Below are 20,203 nucleotides of genomic sequence, written 5' to 3'. Positions count from 1 at the left end.
GCGTTGATGACGCGTAAACAGGAGTAACCGTGGCGAAAAATTATCAGGAAATCACGCTGGCGCTGGCGGGCATCTGTCAGTCCGCCCATCTCGTGCAGCAGCTGGCTCAGCAGGGTCACTGCCAGCCCGAGGCGCTGACCGTGTCGCTGCGCAGCGTGCTGGATCTTAATCCTGGCTCCACGCTGGCGGTGTTCGGCAATAATGAAGCCAACCTGCGCCTCGGACTTGAAACCCTGATGGCGGTGCTGAACAGCAGCAGTCGCCAGGGTGCCGGCGCAGAACTGACACGTTACACGCTCAGCATGATGGTGCTGGAGCGCAAGCTCAGCGCCAGTAAATCCGCCATGGCGACGCTGGCACAGCGCATCACGCAGCTGGATCGCCAGCTGGCACATTATGAACTGGAGTCAGACACCATCCTCAGCGCGATGGCTGGCATCTATGTGGATGTGATCAGCCCGCTTGGCCCGCGTATTCAGGTTACCGGTTCGCCTGCGGTGCTGCAGAATACGCAGGTGCAGAGCAAAGTGCGCGCCACCCTGTTAGCCGGTATCCGCGCTGCCGTGTTGTGGCAGCAGGTCGGCGGTGGCCGACTGCAACTGATGTTCTCGCGTCAGCGTTTGCTGCGTGAAGCGAAAACCCTCTTATCCCGGCTGCCACTGACTTACTAAGTCGGTGCGGCAAAACACTGCTAAATGATTCAGGAGTTGCACTGATGGAATTATCCTCTCTGACCGCCGTCTCACCTGTCGATGGTCGTTACGGCGATAAAGTCAGCCCGCTGCGTGCGATTTTCAGCGAGTTCGGTCTGCTGAAATTCCGCGTTGAGGTTGAAGTTCGCTGGTTACAAAAACTGGCCGCGACCGCAGAGATCAAGGAAGTTCCTGCATTTGATGCCGACGCAAACGCTTTCCTTGATGCAATTGTCGCCGGTTTTTCAGAAGACGATGCCGCCCGCATCAAAACCATTGAGCGCACCACCAACCACGATGTAAAAGCGGTTGAGTATTTCCTGAAAGAGAAAGTGGCTGATATCCCTGCCCTGCATGCCGTCTCTGAATTTATTCACTTTGCCTGCACCTCTGAAGATATCAATAACCTGTCGCATGCCCTGATGCTGGAAACGGCCCGCCGTGACGTGATTTTGCCTTACTGGGACCAGCTAATTACCGCCGTGAAAGGTCTTGCCAGCGAATACCGTGACATTCCGCTGCTCTCCCGCACCCACGGCCAGCCGGCGACGCCGTCGACCATGGGTAAAGAGATGGCCAACGTCGCCTATCGTCTGGAGCGTCAGTTACGTCAGCTGAAGCAGATTGAAGTGTTGGGTAAAATCAATGGCGCGGTCGGTAACTACAATGCTCACATTGCTGCCTATCCCGAAGTGGACTGGCACGCGCTGAGCGAGAACTTCGTGACCTCACTGGGGATCACCTGGAACCCGTACACCACGCAGATTGAGCCGCACGACTATATCGCTGAGATGTTCGACTGTATCGCCCGCTTTAACACCATCCTGATCGATTTCGATCGTGATATCTGGGGTTATGTGGCGCTGAACCATTTCAAACAGAAAACTATTGCGGGTGAAATTGGCTCCTCAACCATGCCGCACAAGGTGAACCCGATCGACTTCGAAAACTCCGAAGGCAATCTGGGTCTGGCGAATGCTGTCATGCAGCATCTGGCCAGCAAGTTGCCGGTCTCACGCTGGCAGCGTGACCTGACCGACTCCACCGTGCTGCGTAACCTCGGGGTGGGCGTGGGCTATGCGCTGATCGCCTATCAGGCGACGCTGAAAGGCATCTCTAAGCTGGAAGTGAACCGTGACCGCCTGCTGGACGAGCTGGATCACAACTGGGAAGTGCTGGCAGAGCCGATCCAGACGGTGATGCGTCGTTACGGCATTGAAAAGCCCTATGAGAAGCTGAAAGAGCTGACGCGCGGCAAACGCGTGGACGCTGCCTTTATGCAGGCCTTTATCGACAGCCTGGCGCTGCCGGAAGAGGAAAAAGTGCGTCTGAAGCAGATGACGCCTGCAAACTATATTGGTCGCGCTATCCAGATGGTTGACGATCTGAAATAATGCCCGCCGCAGACCGGCTCAGTCCGGTCTGCGTTAACATCTTGTTTAATACATTTCGCGTATACTTTCTGCAGGTTGACTCAAACAGAGTGTAAGGAATTTCTATGCGTGTTCTGGTTGTTGAAGACAATGCCCTGCTGCGCCATCATCTCGCCGTCCAGTTACGTGACATGGGCCATCAGGTCGATGCCGCCGAAGACGCCAAAGAAGCTGACTATTTTCTTCGCGAACATCTGCCCGATATCGCGCTGGTGGATCTCGGCCTGCCGGATGAAGATGGCATGTCGCTGATTCGTCGCTGGCGCAGTGATGCCGTGCGTCAGCCAATTCTGGTCCTGACTGCCCGTGAGGGCTGGCAGGCGAAAGTCGAAGCGCTGGAAGCCGGTGCGGATGACTACGTGACCAAGCCATTTCACATTGAAGAAGTCGCGGCACGCCTGCAGGCGCTGATGCGCCGCAACAGCGGTCATGCGTCGCAAATCATCGATATGGCCCCGTTTCAGGTGGATCTCTCACGCCGTGAGCTGACGGTGAATGAAGAGCCAGTAAAACTCACCGCCTTTGAGTACACCATTGTCGAGACGCTAATCCGTAACGCCGGCAAAGTGGTGAGCAAAGACTCACTGATGCTGCAGCTCTATCCTGACGCTGAACTGCGCGAAAGCCACACCATCGACGTCCTGATGGGTCGTCTGCGCAAAAAGATTCTGGCGTTGCACCCCACTGATGTCATTGCCACCGTGCGTGGCCAGGGTTACCGCTTTGATCTCTGACCATGTCCTGGTTTAATCGTTACCGCCCTATTTCGCTGCGCGCCCGCTTTCTGCTGGCCTCCGCAGCGATAGTTCTGTTCCTCTCACTCTCTTACGGCATGGTCGCGGTGATTGGCTATGTGGTGAGTTTCGATAAAAATACCTACCGGGTGATGCGCGGCGAGAGCAATCTGTTCTTTACGCTGGCGCAATGGCATGACAACAAGCTCACCATCGCGCAGCCGGAACGAATGACGCTGAATTTTCCTACCCTCGTCTTCATCTACGATGAGCATGGCAAGCTGCTGTGGCAGCAACGCGACGTGCCGGATATTCGCAAAAAGATCCGCCGCGAATGGCTGCTGAAGCCTGATTTCTACGAGATCGATACCAGCAACCGCACTAGCATGGTCGCGATGGGCAATAATCTCAATGCTAAGCAACGGCTTAATGACTGGGACACTGACAGCAACGATACCTTTACCCATTCGGTTGCGGTTAACCGTTACGATGCCACGACGAATCTGCCCGCGCTCACCATTGTGGTGGTCGACTCTATTCCGCAGGAGTTGCAGCACTCTGATGTGGTCTGGTCGTGGTTCAGCTATGTGCTGGCGGCTAACCTGATTCTGATTATTCCGCTGCTGTGGCTGGCGGCGCACTGGAGTCTGCGGCCAATTGGTACGCTGACACAGCAGGTGCGCGAACTGGAAACCAGTCAGCGCGAAAATCTGGCGGATAATCCACCGCAGGAGTTGCGCAGTCTGGTGCGCAACCTCAATCTGCTGCTGACCAATGAGCGGCAGCGCTATACACGTTATCGCACCACCCTTTCTGATCTGACCCATAGCCTGAAAACGCCGCTGGCCGTGTTGCAGAGCACCCTGCGATCGCTGCGCAACGGCAAAGAGCTGACGGTAGAACAGGCGGAGCCGGTCATGCTGGAGCAGATTAGTCGTATTTCACAGCAGGTGGGATATTACCTGCACCGCGCCAGTATGCAGGCCGATCACAATCCGCTGCAGCGCGATATCCATTCCGTTTCCGGTCTGCTCGACAAGCTCTGTTCAGCCCTGAATAAAGTCTATCAGCGCAAAGGCGTGGCGATTACGCTGGATATCTCTCCGGAGCTGTCCTTCATTGGCGATCAGAATGACTTTATGGAAGTGCTGGGCAACGTACTGGATAATGCCTGCAAGTACTGTCTGGAGTTTATCGAAGTCAGCGCTTTTCAAAGCGAAAATGCACTGCATCTCTATATTGACGACGATGGCCCGGGCATTCCCGAGAGCAAGCGCGATGTAGTGTTTGTCCGGGGTCAGCGTGCCGATACGCTGCGGCCAGGCCAGGGCTTAGGTCTGGCAGTGGTACGCGATATACTGGAACAGTATGATGGAAATGTCATCGCCACTAGCAGTGCGCTTGGCGGAACACGTATGGAAGTAGTTTTTCAGCGCCAGGAAGTCGAACATCACCGCGAGTAGAAAACCCTCAGGACTGTTATACTTGCTGGCATTTACAGCCCTAAGCGGAACCCTTGTATGGACTATCAGCTCGATATTAACTGGCCCGATTTTATTCAGCGCTACTGGCAGAAACGCCCGGTCGTGCTGAAGCGTGGTTTTAAAAACTTTGTCGATCCCCTTTCACCGGATGAACTCGCCGGACTGGCAATGGAAAACGAGGTGGACAGCCGCCTGGTCAGCCATCAGGACGGCAAATGGCAGGTCAGCCACGGCCCGTTTGAGAGCTATGATCATCTGGGAGAGAACAACTGGTCACTGCTGGTCCAGGCGGTCAATCACTGGCATGAACCCTCAGCCGCGCTGATGCGCCCTTTCCGCTTTCTGCCTGACTGGCGTGTTGATGACCTGATGGTATCGTTTGCCGTGCCTGGCGGAGGCGTCGGCCCCCATTTTGATCAGTATGATGTCTTTATTATTCAGGGTACTGGCCGCCGTCGCTGGCGCGTCGGTGAAAAAGTGGCGCTGAAGCAGCACTGCCCGCACCCGGACCTGCTGCAGGTTGAACCGTTCGATGCCATCATCGATGAAGAGCTGGAGCCGGGCGATATTCTCTACATTCCGCCGGGATTCCCGCACGAAGGCTACTCGCTGGAAAACGCACTGAACTACTCTGTGGGTTTCCGCGCCCCCAGCGGTCGCGAGTTAATCAGCGGCTTTGCGGACTATGCCCTGGCCAATGAGCTGGGCAGCCTGCGCTTCAGCGATCCGGATGTGCCTGCACGTGATTGCCCGTCGCAGATCCTGCCGCAGGAGATTGAAGGCGTGCGCCAGCTGATGCTGGATGTAGTTAATCAGCCAGCGCAGTTTGAGCAGTGGTTCGGCGAATTCATTTCGCAGTCACGCCACGAACTCGACGTCGCGCCGCCGGAACCGCCTTATCAGCCTGATGAAATTTATGATGCGCTGCAACAGGGGGATGCGCTGAGCCGGTTGGGTGGCCTGCGTGTCCTGACGATTGGTGAGGCTGTTTATATCAATGGTGAGCGGGTTGAGTGTTCACGCCCGGATGTGATGGCAGTTCTGGCGAATCACTATCGCATCACACTGGAGGATCTGGGTGATGCGCTGGATGATCCGGCCGTACTGGCGCAGATCGCCGGTCTGGTGAATGCCGGTTACTGGTACTTCGGCGAGGAATAACCCGCAGCGCGTAACAGTGCGCTGCGGCTGAATCAGGCTCTCCTGCCGTCATGGCAGGAGAGCCTTTTTTAATTTAATCCTTCTTCTGCGCGGCCAGTTCTGACAGACGCACAATCACTTCCACTGACTTCGCCATGATATTCAGCGACGCAAACTCATGCTTGCCGTGATAGTTATAGCCTCCGGTAAAGATGTTTGGGCAAGGTAATCCTTTCCACGACAGCGATGACCCATCGGTGCCGCCGCGAATCGGTTTAACCACGGGTTCAATGCCGCAGTCACGCATCGCCTGCAAAGCCAGATCAATGATATGCGGGAACGGCTCGACCTTTTCACGCATGTTGCGATAGCTATTGGTGATCTCAACAGTGACCGAGCAGTCAGGGTGCAGGGTTTTGTTGATCTCCGCAGCGATCTGCAGCAGCGTCTGTTTACGCTGTTCAAAACTCTCTGTTTCAAAGTCACGAATGATGTAGAGCATCTCGGCGTGCTCGACGCTGCCTTTGATCTGATGCAGATGGTAGAAGCCCTCATAGCCGTCGGTGTACTGCGGTTTTTCGCCGGCCGGTACGGCCGCATGAAACTGGTTAGCCAGCTCCAGTGCATTGACCATCACGCCTTTCGCGGAGCCTGGATGTACGTTGTTACCGACGATTTTGACCGTAGCCGAGGCGGCATTGAAGTTCTCATACTCAAACTCACCCAGATCGCTGCCATCAATGGTGTAGGCCCAGTCGGCGGCGAACGCCTCCACATCAAAATGTGAGGTGCCGCGACCGATCTCTTCATCAGGGGTAAAGGCGACGCGGATCGCGCCGTGGGGCGTATCGCTGTTAGCCAGCTGCGCCATCGCCGTCATGATCTCGGCGATACCCGCTTTATCATCCGCGCCCAGCAGGGTTTTGCCATCGGTGGTAATCAGCGTATGTCCAATCAGCTTGTGCAGCACAGGGAACATGACCGGTGACAGGACCTCGTTGCCATTACCCAGCGCAATGTCGCCACCGCGATAATCTTCGATGATCTGCGGGTTCACATGTTTCGCTGTGAAATCAGGCGAGGTATCCATGTGGGAGATGAAACCGATAACTGGCGTCGGCCAGTCAACATTGGCGGGCAGCGTGCCCATGACGCAACAGTGATCGCTCAGGGTGACATCAACAAAACCCAGGGCCAGCAGCTCCTCCTGCAGCTGACGCGCCAGCGTCCACTGCCCTTCACTGCTGGGCACCTGGCGCGCCTGCGGCTTAGCCTGTGTCTCAACTGCCACATAACTTAAAAAGCGCTCAAGTAACTGTTCCATATCCCATCCTTTAAAAGTGCCGTCCGGTATTATTCACAGACCCGCCGGTCACAACGTTGCGTAAAATCATTCGCAGACAGGTTAGCGCTGTCGGTGACCTTTGGGAAAGTAATAAGCCCGAAAAAAACGCCTGATTACGTGAATGTTGCGGCAAACCTCGCAATGTTGTTAACAGCCGGGCGAATTGCCGCGGCCAGGCGGGCAAAACATGGCAATGCCTTATTTTTCAGGTATCATCCGCCCCTCTTTGCTGGCTGGCTGCACTGAGCGGCTATGCTGTAACTGTTCGACCTTAGACAGACTGAGACTAAAATGACGCAAACACGCGCACAGCAGGCGCTGGTTACGCTTTCTGGCATCAGTAAAGCTTTTGATGGAAAGACCATCATTGATGATTTTAACCTGACCATCCATCACGGTGAGTTCATCACCCTGCTCGGCCCGTCGGGCTGTGGCAAAACCACCATTCTGCGCCTGATTGCCGGGCTGGAAGCGGCTGATCGCGGCCGTATCTCGCTCGATGACCAGGACATTACTGATACGCCGGCCGAACACCGTCACGTCAATACCGTGTTTCAGAGCTACGCGCTGTTTCCGCATATGACCGTGTCTGAAAACGTTGCTTTTGGCCTGCGGATGCAGAAAACCCCGTCGGCAGAAATTGAGAGCCGGGTAAAGGATGCGCTGGCAATGGTGCAGCTGGAGCACTTTGCCGATCGCCGTCCGCATCAGCTTTCCGGTGGCCAGCAACAGCGTGTGGCCATTGCCCGCGCGGTAGTCAATCGCCCTGAAGTGCTGCTGCTGGACGAATCCCTCTCGGCGCTGGACTACAAGCTGCGCCGTCAGATGCAGAACGAGCTGAAAGCCCTGCAGCGTAAGCTCGGCATTACCTTTGTCTTTGTCACCCACGATCAGGAAGAGGCGCTGACCATGTCCGATCGCATCGTGGTCATGCGCGACGGCAAGGTAGTGCAGGATGGTACACCACGCGAAATCTACGAAGAGCCCGAAAACCTGTTTGTTGCCCGCTTTATCGGCGAAATTAATGTCTTTGACGCTGAAGTGCTCGCCAGCGACAGCGCGCCAGACGTGCGGGCCCGGGTAGAGGGACGCGAGTGCGAGATCCACTGTACTTTCCCGGTTAGCGTGGGTGACCGGCTTCATGTGCTGCTGCGTCCGGAAGATCTGCGGGTGCAGGAGATCCATGATGACAGCGCATCAGATGGCCTGATTGGCTATGTGCGCGAACGTAACTATAAAGGTATGACGCTGGAGTCTGCGGTAGAGCTGGAGAACGGTAAGCTGGTTACGGTCAGCGAGTTCTTTAATGAGGATGACCCGGACGTTGATCACTCGCTTAATCAGAAGATGGCCGTGAGCTGGGTGCCGGGATGGGAGGTGGTACTGCCCTATGAAGCTGATGCGTAATGGTTTTCAGAAGGGGGTCATCGTACTGATCGTCGGCTGGCTGGCGCTGTTCGTTTTTGTGCCCAATCTGATGATTTTTGTTACCAGTTTTCTGACGCGCGATGATGCGCACGTCGTCAGCGCCATGTTGACCTTCAGGAATTACACCCGGCTGCTCGACCCGCTCTATGCGCAGGTGCTGCTGCACTCGCTGAACATGGCGCTGATTGCCACGATCGGCTGTCTGCTGCTCGGCTATCCCTTTGCATGGTGTCTGACAAAACTCACGCCGCGCCTGCGTCCGCTGATGCTGTTTCTGTTGATTGTACCTTTCTGGACCAATTCGCTGATCCGTATCTACGGCCTGAAAATTTTCCTCAGCACCCGGGGTTGGCTGAATGATTTCCTGCTGTCGCTGGGGCTGATCGATAAACCGTTTCGCATCATGTATACCCCGGAAGCGGTGATCCTCGGGCTGATCTACATTCTGCTGCCGTTTATGGTGCTGCCGCTCTACTCCAGTCTGGAGAAGCTTGATAAACCGCTGCTGGAAGCGGCGCGCGACCTGGGTGCCGGTAAGCTGCAGACCTTTTTCCGTATTATTCTGCCGCTGACCATGCCGGGCATCATTGCGGGCTGTCTGCTGGTGTTGATCCCGGCGATGGGGCTGTTCTACGTCGCCGACCTGATGGGCGGCGCAAAGAATCTGCTGATCGGCAACGTCATCAAAAGTCAGTTCCTCAACATCCGCGACTGGCCGTTTGGCGCGGCCACCAGCATTGTGATGACGCTGTTGATGGGATTGCTGTTGCTGATTTACTGGCGCGCGGCGCGACTGCTGAATAACCAGGTGGATTTAGGATGATGGCACGCCTGTTACGCGGCAGTTTTATGGCGATTATTTACGCCTGGTTCTACATACCGATTGTTATTCTGATCGTGAATTCATTTAACGCCTCCCGCTTTGGCATTAACTGGCAGGGTTTCACGACCCGTTGGTACAGCCTGCTGCTGAACAATGACAGTCTGATTCAGGCGGCGCAGCACTCGCTGATCATGGGCGTGCTCTCAGCCAGCTGTGCCACACTGATCGGCGCACTCATCGCTGTCGCACTCTTTCGCTACCGTTTTCGGGGCAAGCCCTTTGTCAGTGGCATGCTATTCGTGGTGATGATGTCGCCGGACATTGTGATGGCTATCTCCCTGCTGGTGCTGTTTATGCTGCTGGGCATTTCGCTGGGCTTCTGGTCACTGCTCTTTTCCCACATTACATTTTGCCTGCCGTTTGTGGTGATTACTGTCTACTCACGTCTGAAGGGCTTTGATGTGCGCATGCTGGAGGCAGCCAAAGATCTGGGTGCCAGCGAAACCATCATCCTGCGCAAAATCATTCTGCCGCTGGCGATGCCAGCCGTCGCCGCTGGATGGTTACTGAGCTTTACCCTGTCGATGGATGATGTGGTGGTCTCTTCCTTTGTCACCGGTCCGACGTTTGAGATTTTACCGCTGAAGATCTACTCGATGGTAAAAGTAGGCGTCTCACCGGAAGTGAATGCGCTGGCCACCATTTTAATGCTGCTGTCATTGCTGCTGGTCGCGGCCAGTCAGTGGCTGCTGCGTGACAGAAATAAATAAGAGGATTGAAGATGAAAAAGAGATCTCACTGGCTGGCGGCAGGTGCACTGTTGCTGGGTATGAACGTGGCGCAGGCAGACAACAGTAATACCCTCTATTTCTACAACTGGACCGAATATGTGCCGCCGGGGCTGCTGGAGCAGTTCACGAAAGAGACCGGCATTAAAGTGATCTATTCGACCTATGAATCCAATGAGAGCATGTACGCCAAACTGAAAACCTGGAAAGATGGCGCTTACGATCTGGTCGTGCCGTCAACTTACTTCGTGGCAAAAATGCGAAACGAAGGGATGCTGCAGAAAATCGACAAAAACCAGCTCAGCAACTTCAGCAACCTCGATCCCGACCTGCTGAATAAACCCTTCGATCCTGACAATAACTACTCGATTCCCTATATCTGGGGCGCGACGGCAATCGGTGTCAACACCGATGAGATCGACGTGAAAAGCGTGACCCGCTGGGCCGATCTGTGGAAGCCGGAATATAAGCAAAGCCTGCTGCTGACCGACGACGCGCGCGAAGTGTTTCAGATGGCGCTGCGCAAGCTGGGATACTCCGGCAATACCCGCGATCCTGAGCAGATCAAAGCCGCTTATTCTGAGCTGAAAAAGCTGATGCCCAATGTGCTGGCCTTCAACTCTGATAATCCGGGTAATCCCTATATGGAAGGCGAAGTGAATCTGGGCATGCTATGGAATGGTTCGGCGTATGTCGCACGTCAGGCGGGCACGCCGTTAGCGATCGTCTGGCCTGAAGAGGGCGGCATTTTCTGGATGGATAACCTGGCGATCCCGGCTAACGCGAAGAACAAGGCAGGCGCGCTGAAGCTGATTAACTTCCTGCTGCGTCCTGACGTCGCGGCGAAAGTGGCGGAAACCATCGGCTATCCTACACCGAACCTCGCAGCGAAGGCGTTGCTGCCACCCGCCGTGGCGAACGATCCGTCACTCTATCCACCTGCTGACGTGATTAAGCACGGTGAATGGCAGGATGATGTTGGCGACGCCAGCCTTCAGTACGAAACTCTGTTCCAGCAGCTTAAAGCGGGCCGTTAGAAGAGTTAAAGAGGCGGCTATCAGCCGCCCGCCTACTTATACAGTCCGCGCAGCAGGGTATGAACAAATTCCGGCACCACTTCGCTCGCCAGGCCGTAATGCCGTTCGGCAAACTCGTTACCCACCTGGCTCGGCTCCAGGTTCAGCTCAACGGTGTGCGCACCCTGCAGTTTGGCCTCATGCACAAAGCCTGCGGCCGGATAAACATGGCCTGAAGTACCGATAGCGATAAAGTAATCGGCCTGTTCCAGCGCCTGATAAATCTGCTCCATACCCAGCGGCATCTCGCCAAACCAGACCACGTGCGGCCGCAGCACAGAGGGGAACTGGCAGCAGGTGCAGCGATCGTCCGGCGTGATATCGCCGGTCCACTCAATCACCTGACCGCTGGTGACGCAGCGCACTTTTAGCAGTTCACCGTGCATATGCAGCACCCGGCTGTTACCGGCACGCTCATGCAAATTGTCGATGTTTTGCGTGACCAGCAGGAAGTTATCGCCCAACACCTGCTCCAGCTCAGCCAGCGCCAGATGGGCAGCATTAGGCTGGATGTCGGCTTCCTGTAGCTGCTGGCGGCGCGCATTGTAGAAACGCTGCACCAGCGCGGAATCGCGCTGAAAGCCTTCGGGCGTAGCAACGTCTTCAACGTGGTGCTCTTCCCACAGGCCGTCAGCCGCGCGGAAGGTCCGGATGCCGGACTCCGCTGAGATGCCTGCGCCGGTCAGCACCACAACATGCGGCTGAGGGTGGGCGGCCAGTTCGGCCTGACGATCGCGCTCAAATATGCGCTGGCGAAAGCGCTGATGCACTTTTCTCCGGGTTTTCTTCAGGCGGGCAAGTCGTATGCGGCGACGTGGTGTACGCATAAAATCTCCTGGCGTAGCAGCTGCGGCGAGCCGCTCTAAACAGATTCCGGGTTAACATCACCCGATAGTAACGGTTGCTGAGGGCATGACCCAACAGCAAAGGTCTTAAACAGATGCGGCGCGAAATCACTCGCGCCGCATTTTTATCACTGACCGCTTAATACCCGAGCCGGGTCAATGCGGCTGGCGCGTCTGGCGGGATACCAGCTCGCCAGCAGGCTCAGCAGAATGGCGGTGATCAGTACTGAGAACACGTCAATCCAGTGCAGTTCCGAGGGCAGGAAATCAATAAAGTAGATATCTCCTGCCAGCAGATGATGACCGGTAATCGATTCCAGCCCACGCACCAGTGAGGTCAGATTCAGTGCCACCAGCACGCCAGCCACCACGCCGCTGACGCTGCCCAGCAGGCCCGCCAGCAAACCGTACCAGATAAAGATGGCGCGGATCAGCCGGTCTTTCGCGCCGAGGGTACGGAGTACCGCAATGTCACTGCTCTTATCCTTCACCGCCATCACCAGCGTGGAAACGATGTTAAAGCAGGCGACGCCGATCACCAGCACCATCGCCAGATACATGATGGCGCGGATCATCTGAATGTCGCGATACATATAGCCGTAGGTGCCAATCCAGCTCTTGATGTAGACATAGGAGCGGGTCGCTTCACCGGCATCGCGCACCAGTTTCACGGCCTGGAACGGGTCTGTCATCTTCAGCGCAATACCGGACACGCTGTCACCCATCTCCAGATAGTGCTGCGCATCGGCCAGCGGCACCAGTGCCAGACTGTGATCGAGCATGCCGCTGAGTTGCAGGATACCGCTGACCTGCAGCCGGATGCGTTTTGGCTGCAGCAATTTGTTATCACCATCGTTGTTCGGGATCATGATGGTGATCCAGTCGCCCTGCTTCACCTTCAGCGATTTAGCAATGCCGCCGCCCAGAATGATCTGTTGCTTACCGGCGGCAAAAGAGGACCAGGCGTTATCGGCGACAAACTGTGGCAGCGCGCTGAGGCGCGGCTCCTGGGCCGGATCGACGCCCTTCACCTGCAGCGCTTCCAGCCGGGCACCGCTCTCAATCAGACCGGTGAAGTTGACATAGGGGGCCGCCGCCGCAATGCCGGGCACTTTTTCAATCGGGGCAATCATCGACTGCCAGTGCTGGAACGGCTGATTAACTGCCTCGATTTCACCGTGCGGCACCACCGCCAGAATGCGGTTATTCAGCTCACGCTCAAAACCGTTCATGGCGCTGAGGCCGATAATCAGCACCGCCACGCCCAGCGCAATCCCGATGGTGGAGATCACCGAAATCAGCGAAACCATCCCGCCACGACGGCGTCCACGGCTGAAGCGCAGGCCCAGCAACAGGGATAACGATGAACCCATTACAGCGCTCCTGCCAGAGTGAGCTGATCGCTTAACTGGCCATCACGCATCTCCATCTGACGCGTCATGCGTTTTGCCAGCATCAGATCGTGCGTCACCACCAGAAAGGCGGTGCCCTGACGGACGTTCAGCTCGCCCAGCAACTCAAAAATAGCGTCGGCGTTACGCGCATCCAGGTTGCCGGTGGGTTCATCTGCCATTACCAGCCGTGGACGGTTGACCAGCGCACGGGCGATCGCTACGCGCTGACGCTCGCCGCCGGACAGTTCAGACGGCCGGTGCTCGGCACGATGGTCCAGCCCGACTGCGGCCAGCATCTCGCGGGCGCGATCCTGCGCTTCCGCTTTCGCGATTTTGCCAATCAGCAGCGGCATCGCCACGTTCTCCAGCGCACTGAAGTCCGGCAGAAGATGGTGGAACTGATAAATAAAGCCCAGCTCGCGGTTACGCAGCTCTGCTTTGGCCGACGAGGACATGGCGTTCAGCGACTGACCATCAAACACCACATCGCCCGACGTCGGCGCATCCAGACCGCCCAGCAGATGCAGCAGCGTACTTTTACCGGAACCGGAGCTGCCGACAATCGCCGTCAGTTCACCGGGCTGGAGGCTGAAAGCCACATTGCGCAGCACATCGGTCTGCACGCTGCCTTCCTGATAGCGTTTGCACAGGTCGCGGCACTGCAACAAAGGAGTGTTACTCATAACGTAAAGCCTCAGCAGGTTGAACGGCGGCAGCGCGCCACGAAGGATAGAGCGTAGACAACAGCGCCACAATCATCGCGCTGAGGGCGATGGTGACCACCTGCCACACATTGATATCAACCGGCAACGCGGCGCCATCGAGGAACAGGCCAATCACCGGCATTAAGTTATTAAGCTGGCTGGCCAGTAGTACACCGAGCAGCGTGCCGAGCAGCGTGCCGATAATCCCGGCGCTGGCACCCTGCACCATAAACACCGCCACTATTTGCCGACGCGTCAGGCCCTGGGTCTGGAGAATCGCCACTTCGCCCTGCTTCTCCATGATCAGCAGGCCTAATGATGTAATGATGTTAAAGGCGGCCACGGCGATAATCAGGCTCAGCAGCAGACCCATCATGTTCTTCTCCATGCGTACTGCCTGGAAGAGATCGCCTTTGCGCTCGCGCCAGTCTTTCCAGACCAGACCCGCAGGCAGTGTCTGCTGACTCAGACTGTCGACCGACAGCGGTTTATCCAGCCAGAGTCGCCAGCCGGTAATGTTACCGGCCGGATAGCGCATCACGCGCGACGCATCCTGAAGATTGACCAGAATCTGATAACCATCGACTTCGCTATTGGCGGCATAGGTGCCTGCCACGGTAAACAGACGCTGGCTCGGTACGCGTCCCATCGGGGTAAACTGGCTGACCGACGGCACCATCAGACGCAGCTGATCGCCACGTTTAACGCCAAGCTGTGACGCCAGCTGTTCACCGAGGATCACATTGTACTGTCCGGCCTGCAGCACGCTCTGCTGGGTGTTGACCAGGAACGGCGTCAGCGGATCTTTTTCTTCCGGCTCAATCCCCAGCATCACACCAACGGAGACGCTGTGCGGGCTTTGCAGCACCACACTGGCGGTGGTCAGCGGCGCGATACGGCTGACACCCTGCAGATTCAGCGAAGTGGCGGGTTGCTGCTGTGGATTGAGACTGCCTTTGTCGCTGGTGATCAGCACCTGAGGCATCAGGCCAAGAATATTGCCTTCAAGTTCACGCTCAAAACCGTTCATCACCGATAAGACAGTGACCATCGCCAGCACGCCGAGCGTGATGCCAATCGTTGAGAGCCAGGAGACAAAGCGACCGAAGCGATCCGATGCTCGTCCGCGCATGTAACGCAGACCGATAAATAGCGCGACAGGTTGATACATGGAATCCAGTAAGCCGTTGCCTGAAAATAGGTAGGGGGATGATAAAGGAGCGGCTCGTTTTATGAAACCTCTAACCCTCTGAGTCGGCAGCAAAGTTGCGTCAGAATACGTCACATTTACGACTAAAGCCGCAGAATAGACGATAAAGCCATCGCTTATTGGCTGATTATCCAGCGCCCTGGCGCGTAGACTATAATCTGTAACAGGATAAGAGGTAATTTATCGCACAGCGATAGAGGCAGCAACCATGTTGAAATTTCCCAAAGGCAGCATCGTTAAACATCAATCCGGGGAAATCAGAGGCGAAATCATCAACGTCTTTGAGCAGGGAAGCGCACCAGCCGGCTACTACGTAAAGTGGGACGACGGCAACCTCAGCTATCATCCTGAGCAGGAGTTATCCTGGGCAAATATCGACCGCCCACGCATGTATTACACACAGCAATCCATAAAATAGAATGCCCGTTTAACCCCGTCGCTGCACAGCGACGGCGGTTTTTTCTGATCCCGCTCCAGACTCGTCTATCCTCTCTCTATCCGCTGTATTACCGCCGACGCCCGGTAATGGCTGACCGATCCCCGGGTTCAGCGCGGCGCGGCAGGAAAATTGTGCCGCAGAGGTGATCCCCCTGACATAATATGGAATGATTACGTCCTGGAAAAATGGAGCAACCCCGAGATCCCATGCCCGAACAGACTCGTTATACCCTGCCCGTTAAATCCGGCGATCATCGCCAGCTCGGCCAGCTTATCGGCGCTGCGCATGCGGTTGAGTGTGCCAGTATTATCGAACGACATGCTGGTCCGGTGTTAATGATTACACCCGATACCCAAACCGCTCTGCGTCTGCTGGATGAAATCCGCCAGTTTACCGATCTGCCGGTGTCGCACCTTGCCGACTGGGAGACGCTGCCGTATGACAGCTTTTCGCCGCATCAGGATATTATCTCTGCGCGACTGTCGACCCTCTACCAGCTGCCGGTGATGCAGCGCGGTCTGCTGATCATGCCGGTCAATACCCTGATGCAGCGCGTCTGTCCGCACAGTTTCCTGCACGGCCATGCGCTGGTGATGAAGCAGGGGCAAAAACTGTCACGCGACCGGCTGCGCGATCAGCTTGAGCAGGCCGGTTACCGCCATGTCGATCAGGTGATGGAGCACGGTGAATACGCCACGCGCGGCGCCCTGCTCGATCTGTTTCCGATGGGCAGCGATCAGCCCTACCGCATCGACTTTTTCGATGATGAGATCGACAGCCTGCGCCTGTTCGACGTCGATAATCAGCGTACGCTGGAAGCGGTGCCGGAAATCAATCTGCTGCCCGCACATGAATTTCCCAGCGACAAAGCCGCCATTGAGCTGTTCCGCAGCCGCTGGCGCGAAATTTTTGATGTGCGCCGCGAGTCGGAGCACGTCTATCAGCAGGTCAGCAAAGGCACGCTGCCCGCGGGCATCGAATACTGGCAGCCGCTGTTCTTCGAGCAGCCGTTACCCAGCCTGTTCAGCTATCTGCCTGACAACACCCTGATTGTGAACTGCGGCGACCTTGAAGGCAGCGCCAGCCGCTTCTGGCAGGATGCTGAGGCGCGCTATGAGAACCGTCGCGTGGACCCGATGCGTCCGCTGCTGGAACCGGTCACCCTGTGGCTGCGTCCCGACGCGTTAATGGGCGAACTGAAAGCCTGGCCGCGCATCCAGATGACCAATGAGGTGCTGCCCGCCAAAGCCGCGAATACCAATCTCGGTTACATCCCGCTGCCAGATCTCGCCGTTCAGGCGCAGGCGAAAGCGCCGCTCGACCATCTGCGGCAGTTTATTGAGACTTTCAGCGGCGCCGTGGTCTTCTCGGTCGAAAGTGAAGGCCGCCGCGAGAGCCTGCAGGAGCTGCTGGCCCGGATTAAACTGCGTCCTCAGTCAGTGCACCGTTTTGATGAAACCGTCGACGATCGTTTCACGCTGATGATCGGTGCCAGCGAGCGTGGTTTCATCGATACCCAGGGTAACCGGGCGCTGATTTGCGAAAGCGATCTGCTGGGCGAACGCGTCAGCCGTCGCCGTCAGGATACCCGTCGTACCATCAATCCCGACATTCTGATCCGTAACCTGGCGGAGTTGCATCCCGGTCAGCCAGTAGTGCATCTGGAGCACGGCGTGGGCCGCTATATCGGCCTGACTACGCTGGAAGCAGGCGGCATTGAGGCGGAATACCTGATGCTCTCCTACGCCAATGACGCCAAACTCTATGTGCCGGTTTCATCGCTGCACCTGATCAGCCGCTATGCGGGCGGAGCTGACGATAATGCGCCACTGCATAAGCTGGGCAGTGATGCCTGGTCGCGCGCGCGGCAGAAAGCGGCGGAGAAAGTACGCGATGTGGCGGCCGAACTGCTGGATATCTATGCCCAGCGCGCCGCCAAAACCGGTTTTGCCTTTAAGCATGACCGTGAGCAGTATCAGCTGTTCTGCGAAAGCTTCCCGTTTGAAACCACACCCGATCAGGCACAGGCGATCAACGCCGTGCTGAGCGATATGTGCGAACCGCTGGCGATGGATCGTCTGGTGTGCGGTGATGTGGGCTTTGGTAAAACGGAAGTAGCGATGCGCGCGGCGTTTCTGGCCATCGAGAACCACAAACAGGTGGCCGTACTGGTGCCGACTACCCTGCTGGCACAGCAGCACTACGACAACTTCCGTGACCGCTTCGCCAACTGGCCGGTTCGCATTGAGATGCTTTCCCGCTTCCGTACCGCCAAAGAGCAGGCACAGGTGCTGGAACAGGCCAGCGAGGGTAAAATCGACATTTTGATCGGCACCCACAAACTATTGATGAGTGACCTCAAGTGGCACGATCTCGGCCTGCTAATTGTCGATGAAGAGCACCGGTTTGGGGTGCGTCACAAAGAGCGCATCAAGGCGATGCGTGCTGATGTGGACATCCTGACCCTGACCGCCACGCCGATCCCGCGCACCCTGAATATGGCCATGAGTGGCATGCGCGATCTTTCCATTATCGCTACCCCGCCTGCCCGCCGTTTAGCGGTAAAAACCTTTGTCCGTGAATACGACGACGTGGTGATCCGCGAAGCGATTCTGCGTGAAGTTCTGCGTGGCGGACAGGTCTACTATCTCTACAATGACGTTGAAAATATAGATAAAGCGGCGCAGCGTCTCAGCGATCTGGTGCCGGAAGCGCGGGTGGCGATTGGTCATGGACAGATGCGCGAGCGTGAGCTGGAGCGGGTGATGAACGATTTCCATCATCAGCGTTTCAACGTGCTGGTCTGTACCACCATTATCGAAACCGGGATCGACATTCCGACCGCGAACACCATCATCATCGAACGGGCCGACCACTTTGGCCTGGCGCAGCTGCATCAGCTGCGTGGTCGCGTCGGTCGTTCGCATCATCAGGCGTATGCCTGGCTGTTGACGCCGCATCCGAAGTCGATGACCGCGGACGCACATAAACGCCTGGAAGCGATCGCCTCACTCGAAGATCTGGGCGCCGGTTTTGCGCTGGCAACCCACGACCTGGAGATTCGCGGGGCTGGCGAGCTGCTGGGTGATGAGCAGAGCGGACAGATGGAGACGCTGGGCTTCACGCTCTATATGGAGCTGCTGGAGAATGCCGTCGATGCGCTAAAAGCGGGTCGCGAGCCGTCACTGGAAGATCTCACCAGCAACCAGACTGAGGTGGAACTTCGCATGCCGGCGCTGTTGCCCGAGAGCTTCATCCCGGATGTCAGCACCCGTCTTTCACTTTATAAGCGCATCGCCAGCGCGGAGGCTGAAGAGGAGTTGCAGGAGCTGAAGGTTGAGATGATCGACCGCTTCGGCCTGCTCCCTGACCCTGCGCGTAATCTGCTGGACGTGGCGATTATCCGTCTGAAAGCCCGCGCGGTCGGTCTGCGTAAGATCGAAGCCAGCGACAAAGGCGGCTATTTCGATTTTGCGCCGCAGAACAAGGTCGATCCGGCATGGCTGATTAGTCTGCTGCAGAAAGAGCCACAGCAGTGGAAACTGGATGGGCCAACACGCCTGCGGTTTACCCGTGAACTGTCGGAAAGAAAAATTCGTATGGATTGGGTGCAGGGCTTCGTTTCACAACTGGCTGAGCATCAGGCGTAACCCTCTGCCCGCGCTTTGCTGAGCTAATCGGTAAAGTGCGGGAAAATGGCGATAAAAAAGGCGCATCTTTGAGATGCGCCTTTTTCATTACGTCGTGCTGTGTGGCCGCCAGTGCGGCAAAGCTTTGCCCAATTACGCCTGGTCACCGTTGAGAATCAGCTGACCATTGCGATCCAGTGGAATACGCGTGCCGGGGTCGTTCTCCATACGGATTTTACCCTGCTGATCGCCTATTTTATAGGTCACGTCATATCCCAGTTTTTTCTCTTGTTTGTCATACACTGTTTTACAGCGCTGTTCGGTTGTGGTGTAGGTATCACGATCCTGCAGTCCGCCCTGGACCTGATTACCCGCATAACCGCCTGCCAACGCACCTGCTACTGTCGCGACATCCTTACCGCGACCGCCACCGAACTGGTGACCGAGAACTCCACCTGCCACTGCACCTAATACAGAGCCAGCAAGACGGTTCTCATCCTGTACGGCCCGACGGTGAGTCAGTGTGACATTACGGCACTCCTGACGTGGCTGTCTGATGCTCTCTTTGATTGGCGTTGCAGCCAGTACCTGAGCGTATTGAGGACCGCGATCAAACACGTTCATGCCTGCTACGGCGGCAACACCCAGCGCTGCTGCCACACCAATACCGATACCCGCTAACATTGATTTATTCACAGGAAGTTCCTCCTGAAAGTGTTACCGCGCAATCCTGCTGTTAAAGCATCCTCATTGACTGAGGTATAACCGGCGTGCGCGACGCGCCGTGTTTGTTGAGATGAAGTTTTACAGATGGACCGAAAATGCAACATCAGATAAATGGAGGAAATTGGTCACTTTGCTATCAGGACCAGTTTTTAGGAGAGTTCTGAGGTGAAGGGAGTTGTTGCTGGTGTCGATTTAATAAAAAAATTTAACTAATTAAATCAACTGGATAAATTTATCTCAAGCGTTATGCAGACGCTGACTGTCTGTTCTGGCAGCGGCCTTTTCAGCGCTACCTGTAAGCATGTTCACTGGA

General features: G+C 56.3%; 17 protein-coding genes. 11 read left to right on the top strand and 6 right to left on the bottom strand.

The window, feature by feature from the left end:
- The first annotated feature begins 29 nt into the window (after nt 1-29).
- The 5 genes from hflD (at nt 30) to N1689_RS03480 (ending at nt 5,504) form a co-directional block, all read left to right on the top strand.
- On the top strand, nt 30-671 hold the full coding sequence (gene hflD, locus N1689_RS03500) for a high frequency lysogenization protein HflD (RefSeq protein WP_033732295.1): 642 nt from the start codon (nt 30-32) through the stop codon (nt 669-671).
- Nucleotides 672-715: 44 nt separating this feature from the next.
- Entirely contained in the window at nt 716-2,086 is a 1,371-nt protein-coding gene (gene purB, locus N1689_RS03495) for an adenylosuccinate lyase (RefSeq protein ID WP_260057920.1), read from the top strand.
- A gap of 104 nt (nt 2,087-2,190) precedes the next feature.
- Nucleotides 2,191-2,859: a two-component system response regulator PhoP gene (gene phoP / locus N1689_RS03490; RefSeq protein WP_003849836.1), complete on the top strand. Its 669-nt coding sequence runs from the start codon at nt 2,191-2,193 to the stop codon at nt 2,857-2,859.
- Between the two features lie 2 nt (nt 2,860-2,861).
- Nucleotides 2,862-4,322 (top strand): two-component system sensor histidine kinase PhoQ, encoded by a 1,461-nt coding sequence (gene phoQ / locus N1689_RS03485; RefSeq protein WP_260057918.1) that lies wholly within the window; start codon nt 2,862-2,864, stop codon nt 4,320-4,322.
- A 57-nt stretch (nt 4,323-4,379) separates the two neighbouring features.
- Nucleotides 4,380-5,504: a cupin domain-containing protein gene (locus N1689_RS03480; RefSeq protein ID WP_161736353.1), complete on the top strand. Its 1,125-nt coding sequence runs from the start codon at nt 4,380-4,382 to the stop codon at nt 5,502-5,504.
- Between the two features lie 73 nt (nt 5,505-5,577).
- On the opposite strand, the gene pepT is transcribed toward N1689_RS03480, so the two are convergent.
- Nucleotides 5,578-6,807 (bottom strand): peptidase T, encoded by a 1,230-nt coding sequence (pepT, locus tag N1689_RS03475; RefSeq protein ID WP_161736352.1) that lies wholly within the window; start codon nt 6,805-6,807, stop codon nt 5,578-5,580.
- A 312-nt stretch (nt 6,808-7,119) separates the two neighbouring features.
- Between pepT and potA the strand changes: the two genes are divergently transcribed.
- Genes potA through potD form a run of 4 tightly spaced genes read left to right on the top strand, consistent with a single transcriptional unit; the run spans nt 7,120 to nt 10,904 of the window.
- Nucleotides 7,120-8,235 (top strand): spermidine/putrescine ABC transporter ATP-binding protein PotA, encoded by a 1,116-nt coding sequence (potA, locus tag N1689_RS03470; protein ID WP_222924179.1) that lies wholly within the window; start codon nt 7,120-7,122, stop codon nt 8,233-8,235.
- On the top strand, nt 8,219-9,079 hold the full coding sequence (potB, locus tag N1689_RS03465; protein ID WP_161736350.1) for a spermidine/putrescine ABC transporter permease PotB: 861 nt from the start codon (nt 8,219-8,221) through the stop codon (nt 9,077-9,079). The genes potA and potB overlap by 17 nt, the downstream gene beginning before the upstream one ends.
- The gene (gene potC, locus N1689_RS03460; RefSeq protein ID WP_260057916.1) at nt 9,076-9,849 is read left to right on the top strand and encodes a spermidine/putrescine ABC transporter permease PotC; all 774 of its coding nucleotides are present in this window, start codon (nt 9,076-9,078) and stop codon (nt 9,847-9,849) included. The genes potB and potC overlap by 4 nt, the downstream gene beginning before the upstream one ends.
- An 11-nt stretch (nt 9,850-9,860) precedes the next feature.
- On the top strand, nt 9,861-10,904 hold the full coding sequence (gene potD / locus N1689_RS03455) for a spermidine/putrescine ABC transporter substrate-binding protein PotD (RefSeq protein WP_161736348.1): 1,044 nt from the start codon (nt 9,861-9,863) through the stop codon (nt 10,902-10,904).
- A gap of 32 nt (nt 10,905-10,936) precedes the next feature.
- Here potD and cobB read toward each other — a convergent pair whose 3' ends face one another.
- The 4 genes from cobB to lolC all read right to left on the bottom strand — a co-directional run bounded on the left by cobB (nt 10,937) and on the right by lolC (nt 15,057).
- A complete protein-coding gene (gene cobB, locus N1689_RS03450; protein WP_161736347.1) occupies nt 10,937-11,770 on the bottom strand; it encodes a Sir2 family NAD+-dependent deacetylase in 834 nt (277 codons plus the stop codon).
- Between the two features lie 146 nt (nt 11,771-11,916).
- Nucleotides 11,917-13,161, bottom strand: coding sequence for a lipoprotein-releasing ABC transporter permease subunit LolE (gene lolE / locus N1689_RS03445; protein WP_161736346.1), 1,245 nt, complete (start codon nt 13,159-13,161; stop codon nt 11,917-11,919).
- Nucleotides 13,161-13,865: a lipoprotein-releasing ABC transporter ATP-binding protein LolD gene (gene lolD / locus N1689_RS03440; RefSeq protein ID WP_253421606.1), complete on the bottom strand. Its 705-nt coding sequence runs from the start codon at nt 13,863-13,865 to the stop codon at nt 13,161-13,163. Before lolD ends, lolE begins: the two co-directional genes overlap by 1 nt.
- Nucleotides 13,858-15,057: a lipoprotein-releasing ABC transporter permease subunit LolC gene (lolC, locus tag N1689_RS03435; protein WP_260057912.1), complete on the bottom strand. Its 1,200-nt coding sequence runs from the start codon at nt 15,055-15,057 to the stop codon at nt 13,858-13,860. Before lolC ends, lolD begins: the two co-directional genes overlap by 8 nt.
- A 247-nt stretch (nt 15,058-15,304) precedes the next feature.
- On the opposite strand from lolC, the gene N1689_RS03430 reads away from it, so the two are divergent.
- Both N1689_RS03430 and mfd read left to right on the top strand, forming a co-directional pair.
- On the top strand, nt 15,305-15,514 hold the full coding sequence (locus tag N1689_RS03430) for a hypothetical protein (RefSeq protein ID WP_013357479.1): 210 nt from the start codon (nt 15,305-15,307) through the stop codon (nt 15,512-15,514).
- Between the two features lie 227 nt (nt 15,515-15,741).
- Nucleotides 15,742-19,185 (top strand): transcription-repair coupling factor, encoded by a 3,444-nt coding sequence (gene mfd / locus N1689_RS03425; protein ID WP_260057910.1) that lies wholly within the window; start codon nt 15,742-15,744, stop codon nt 19,183-19,185.
- 132 nt (nt 19,186-19,317) lie between these two features.
- On the opposite strand, the gene N1689_RS03420 is transcribed toward mfd, so the two are convergent.
- Nucleotides 19,318-19,860, bottom strand: a complete 543-nt coding sequence (locus N1689_RS03420; protein ID WP_033732285.1) for a glycine zipper 2TM domain-containing protein — start codon at nt 19,858-19,860, stop codon at nt 19,318-19,320.
- Nucleotides 19,861-20,203: the final 343 nt, after the last annotated feature.

Source organism: Pantoea sp. XY16 (genome assembly GCF_025153065.1).
Classification (GTDB): Bacteria; Pseudomonadota; Gammaproteobacteria; order Enterobacterales; family Enterobacteriaceae; genus Pantoea; species Pantoea alfalfae.
This window is presented reverse-complemented; position numbering and strand designations above follow the sequence as displayed.

What these genes read in the sequence shown, in the direction of transcription:
- lolC (WP_260057912.1), bottom strand. Translation starts at nt 15,057, where the DNA reads ATGTATCAACCTGTCGCGCTATTTATCGGTCTGCGTTACATGCGCGGA.
- purB (WP_260057920.1), top strand. Translation starts at nt 716, where the DNA reads ATGGAATTATCCTCTCTGACCGCCGTCTCACCTGTCGATGGTCGTTAC.
- pepT (WP_161736352.1), bottom strand. Translation starts at nt 6,807, where the DNA reads ATGGAACAGTTACTTGAGCGCTTTTTAAGTTATGTGGCAGTTGAGACA.
- potC (WP_260057916.1), top strand. Translation starts at nt 9,076, where the DNA reads ATGATGGCACGCCTGTTACGCGGCAGTTTTATGGCGATTATTTACGCC.
- lolD (WP_253421606.1), bottom strand. Translation starts at nt 13,865, where the DNA reads ATGAGTAACACTCCTTTGTTGCAGTGCCGCGACCTGTGCAAACGCTAT.
- cobB (WP_161736347.1), bottom strand. Translation starts at nt 11,770, where the DNA reads ATGCGTACACCACGTCGCCGCATACGACTTGCCCGCCTGAAGAAAACC.
- N1689_RS03430 (WP_013357479.1), top strand. Translation starts at nt 15,305, where the DNA reads ATGTTGAAATTTCCCAAAGGCAGCATCGTTAAACATCAATCCGGGGAA.
- potA (WP_222924179.1), top strand. Translation starts at nt 7,120, where the DNA reads ATGACGCAAACACGCGCACAGCAGGCGCTGGTTACGCTTTCTGGCATC.
- lolE (WP_161736346.1), bottom strand. Translation starts at nt 13,161, where the DNA reads ATGGGTTCATCGTTATCCCTGTTGCTGGGCCTGCGCTTCAGCCGTGGA.
- N1689_RS03480 (WP_161736353.1), top strand. Translation starts at nt 4,380, where the DNA reads ATGGACTATCAGCTCGATATTAACTGGCCCGATTTTATTCAGCGCTAC.
- potB (WP_161736350.1), top strand. Translation starts at nt 8,219, where the DNA reads ATGAAGCTGATGCGTAATGGTTTTCAGAAGGGGGTCATCGTACTGATC.
- mfd (WP_260057910.1), top strand. Translation starts at nt 15,742, where the DNA reads ATGCCCGAACAGACTCGTTATACCCTGCCCGTTAAATCCGGCGATCAT.
- potD (WP_161736348.1), top strand. Translation starts at nt 9,861, where the DNA reads ATGAAAAAGAGATCTCACTGGCTGGCGGCAGGTGCACTGTTGCTGGGT.
- phoQ (WP_260057918.1), top strand. Translation starts at nt 2,862, where the DNA reads ATGTCCTGGTTTAATCGTTACCGCCCTATTTCGCTGCGCGCCCGCTTT.
- phoP (WP_003849836.1), top strand. Translation starts at nt 2,191, where the DNA reads ATGCGTGTTCTGGTTGTTGAAGACAATGCCCTGCTGCGCCATCATCTC.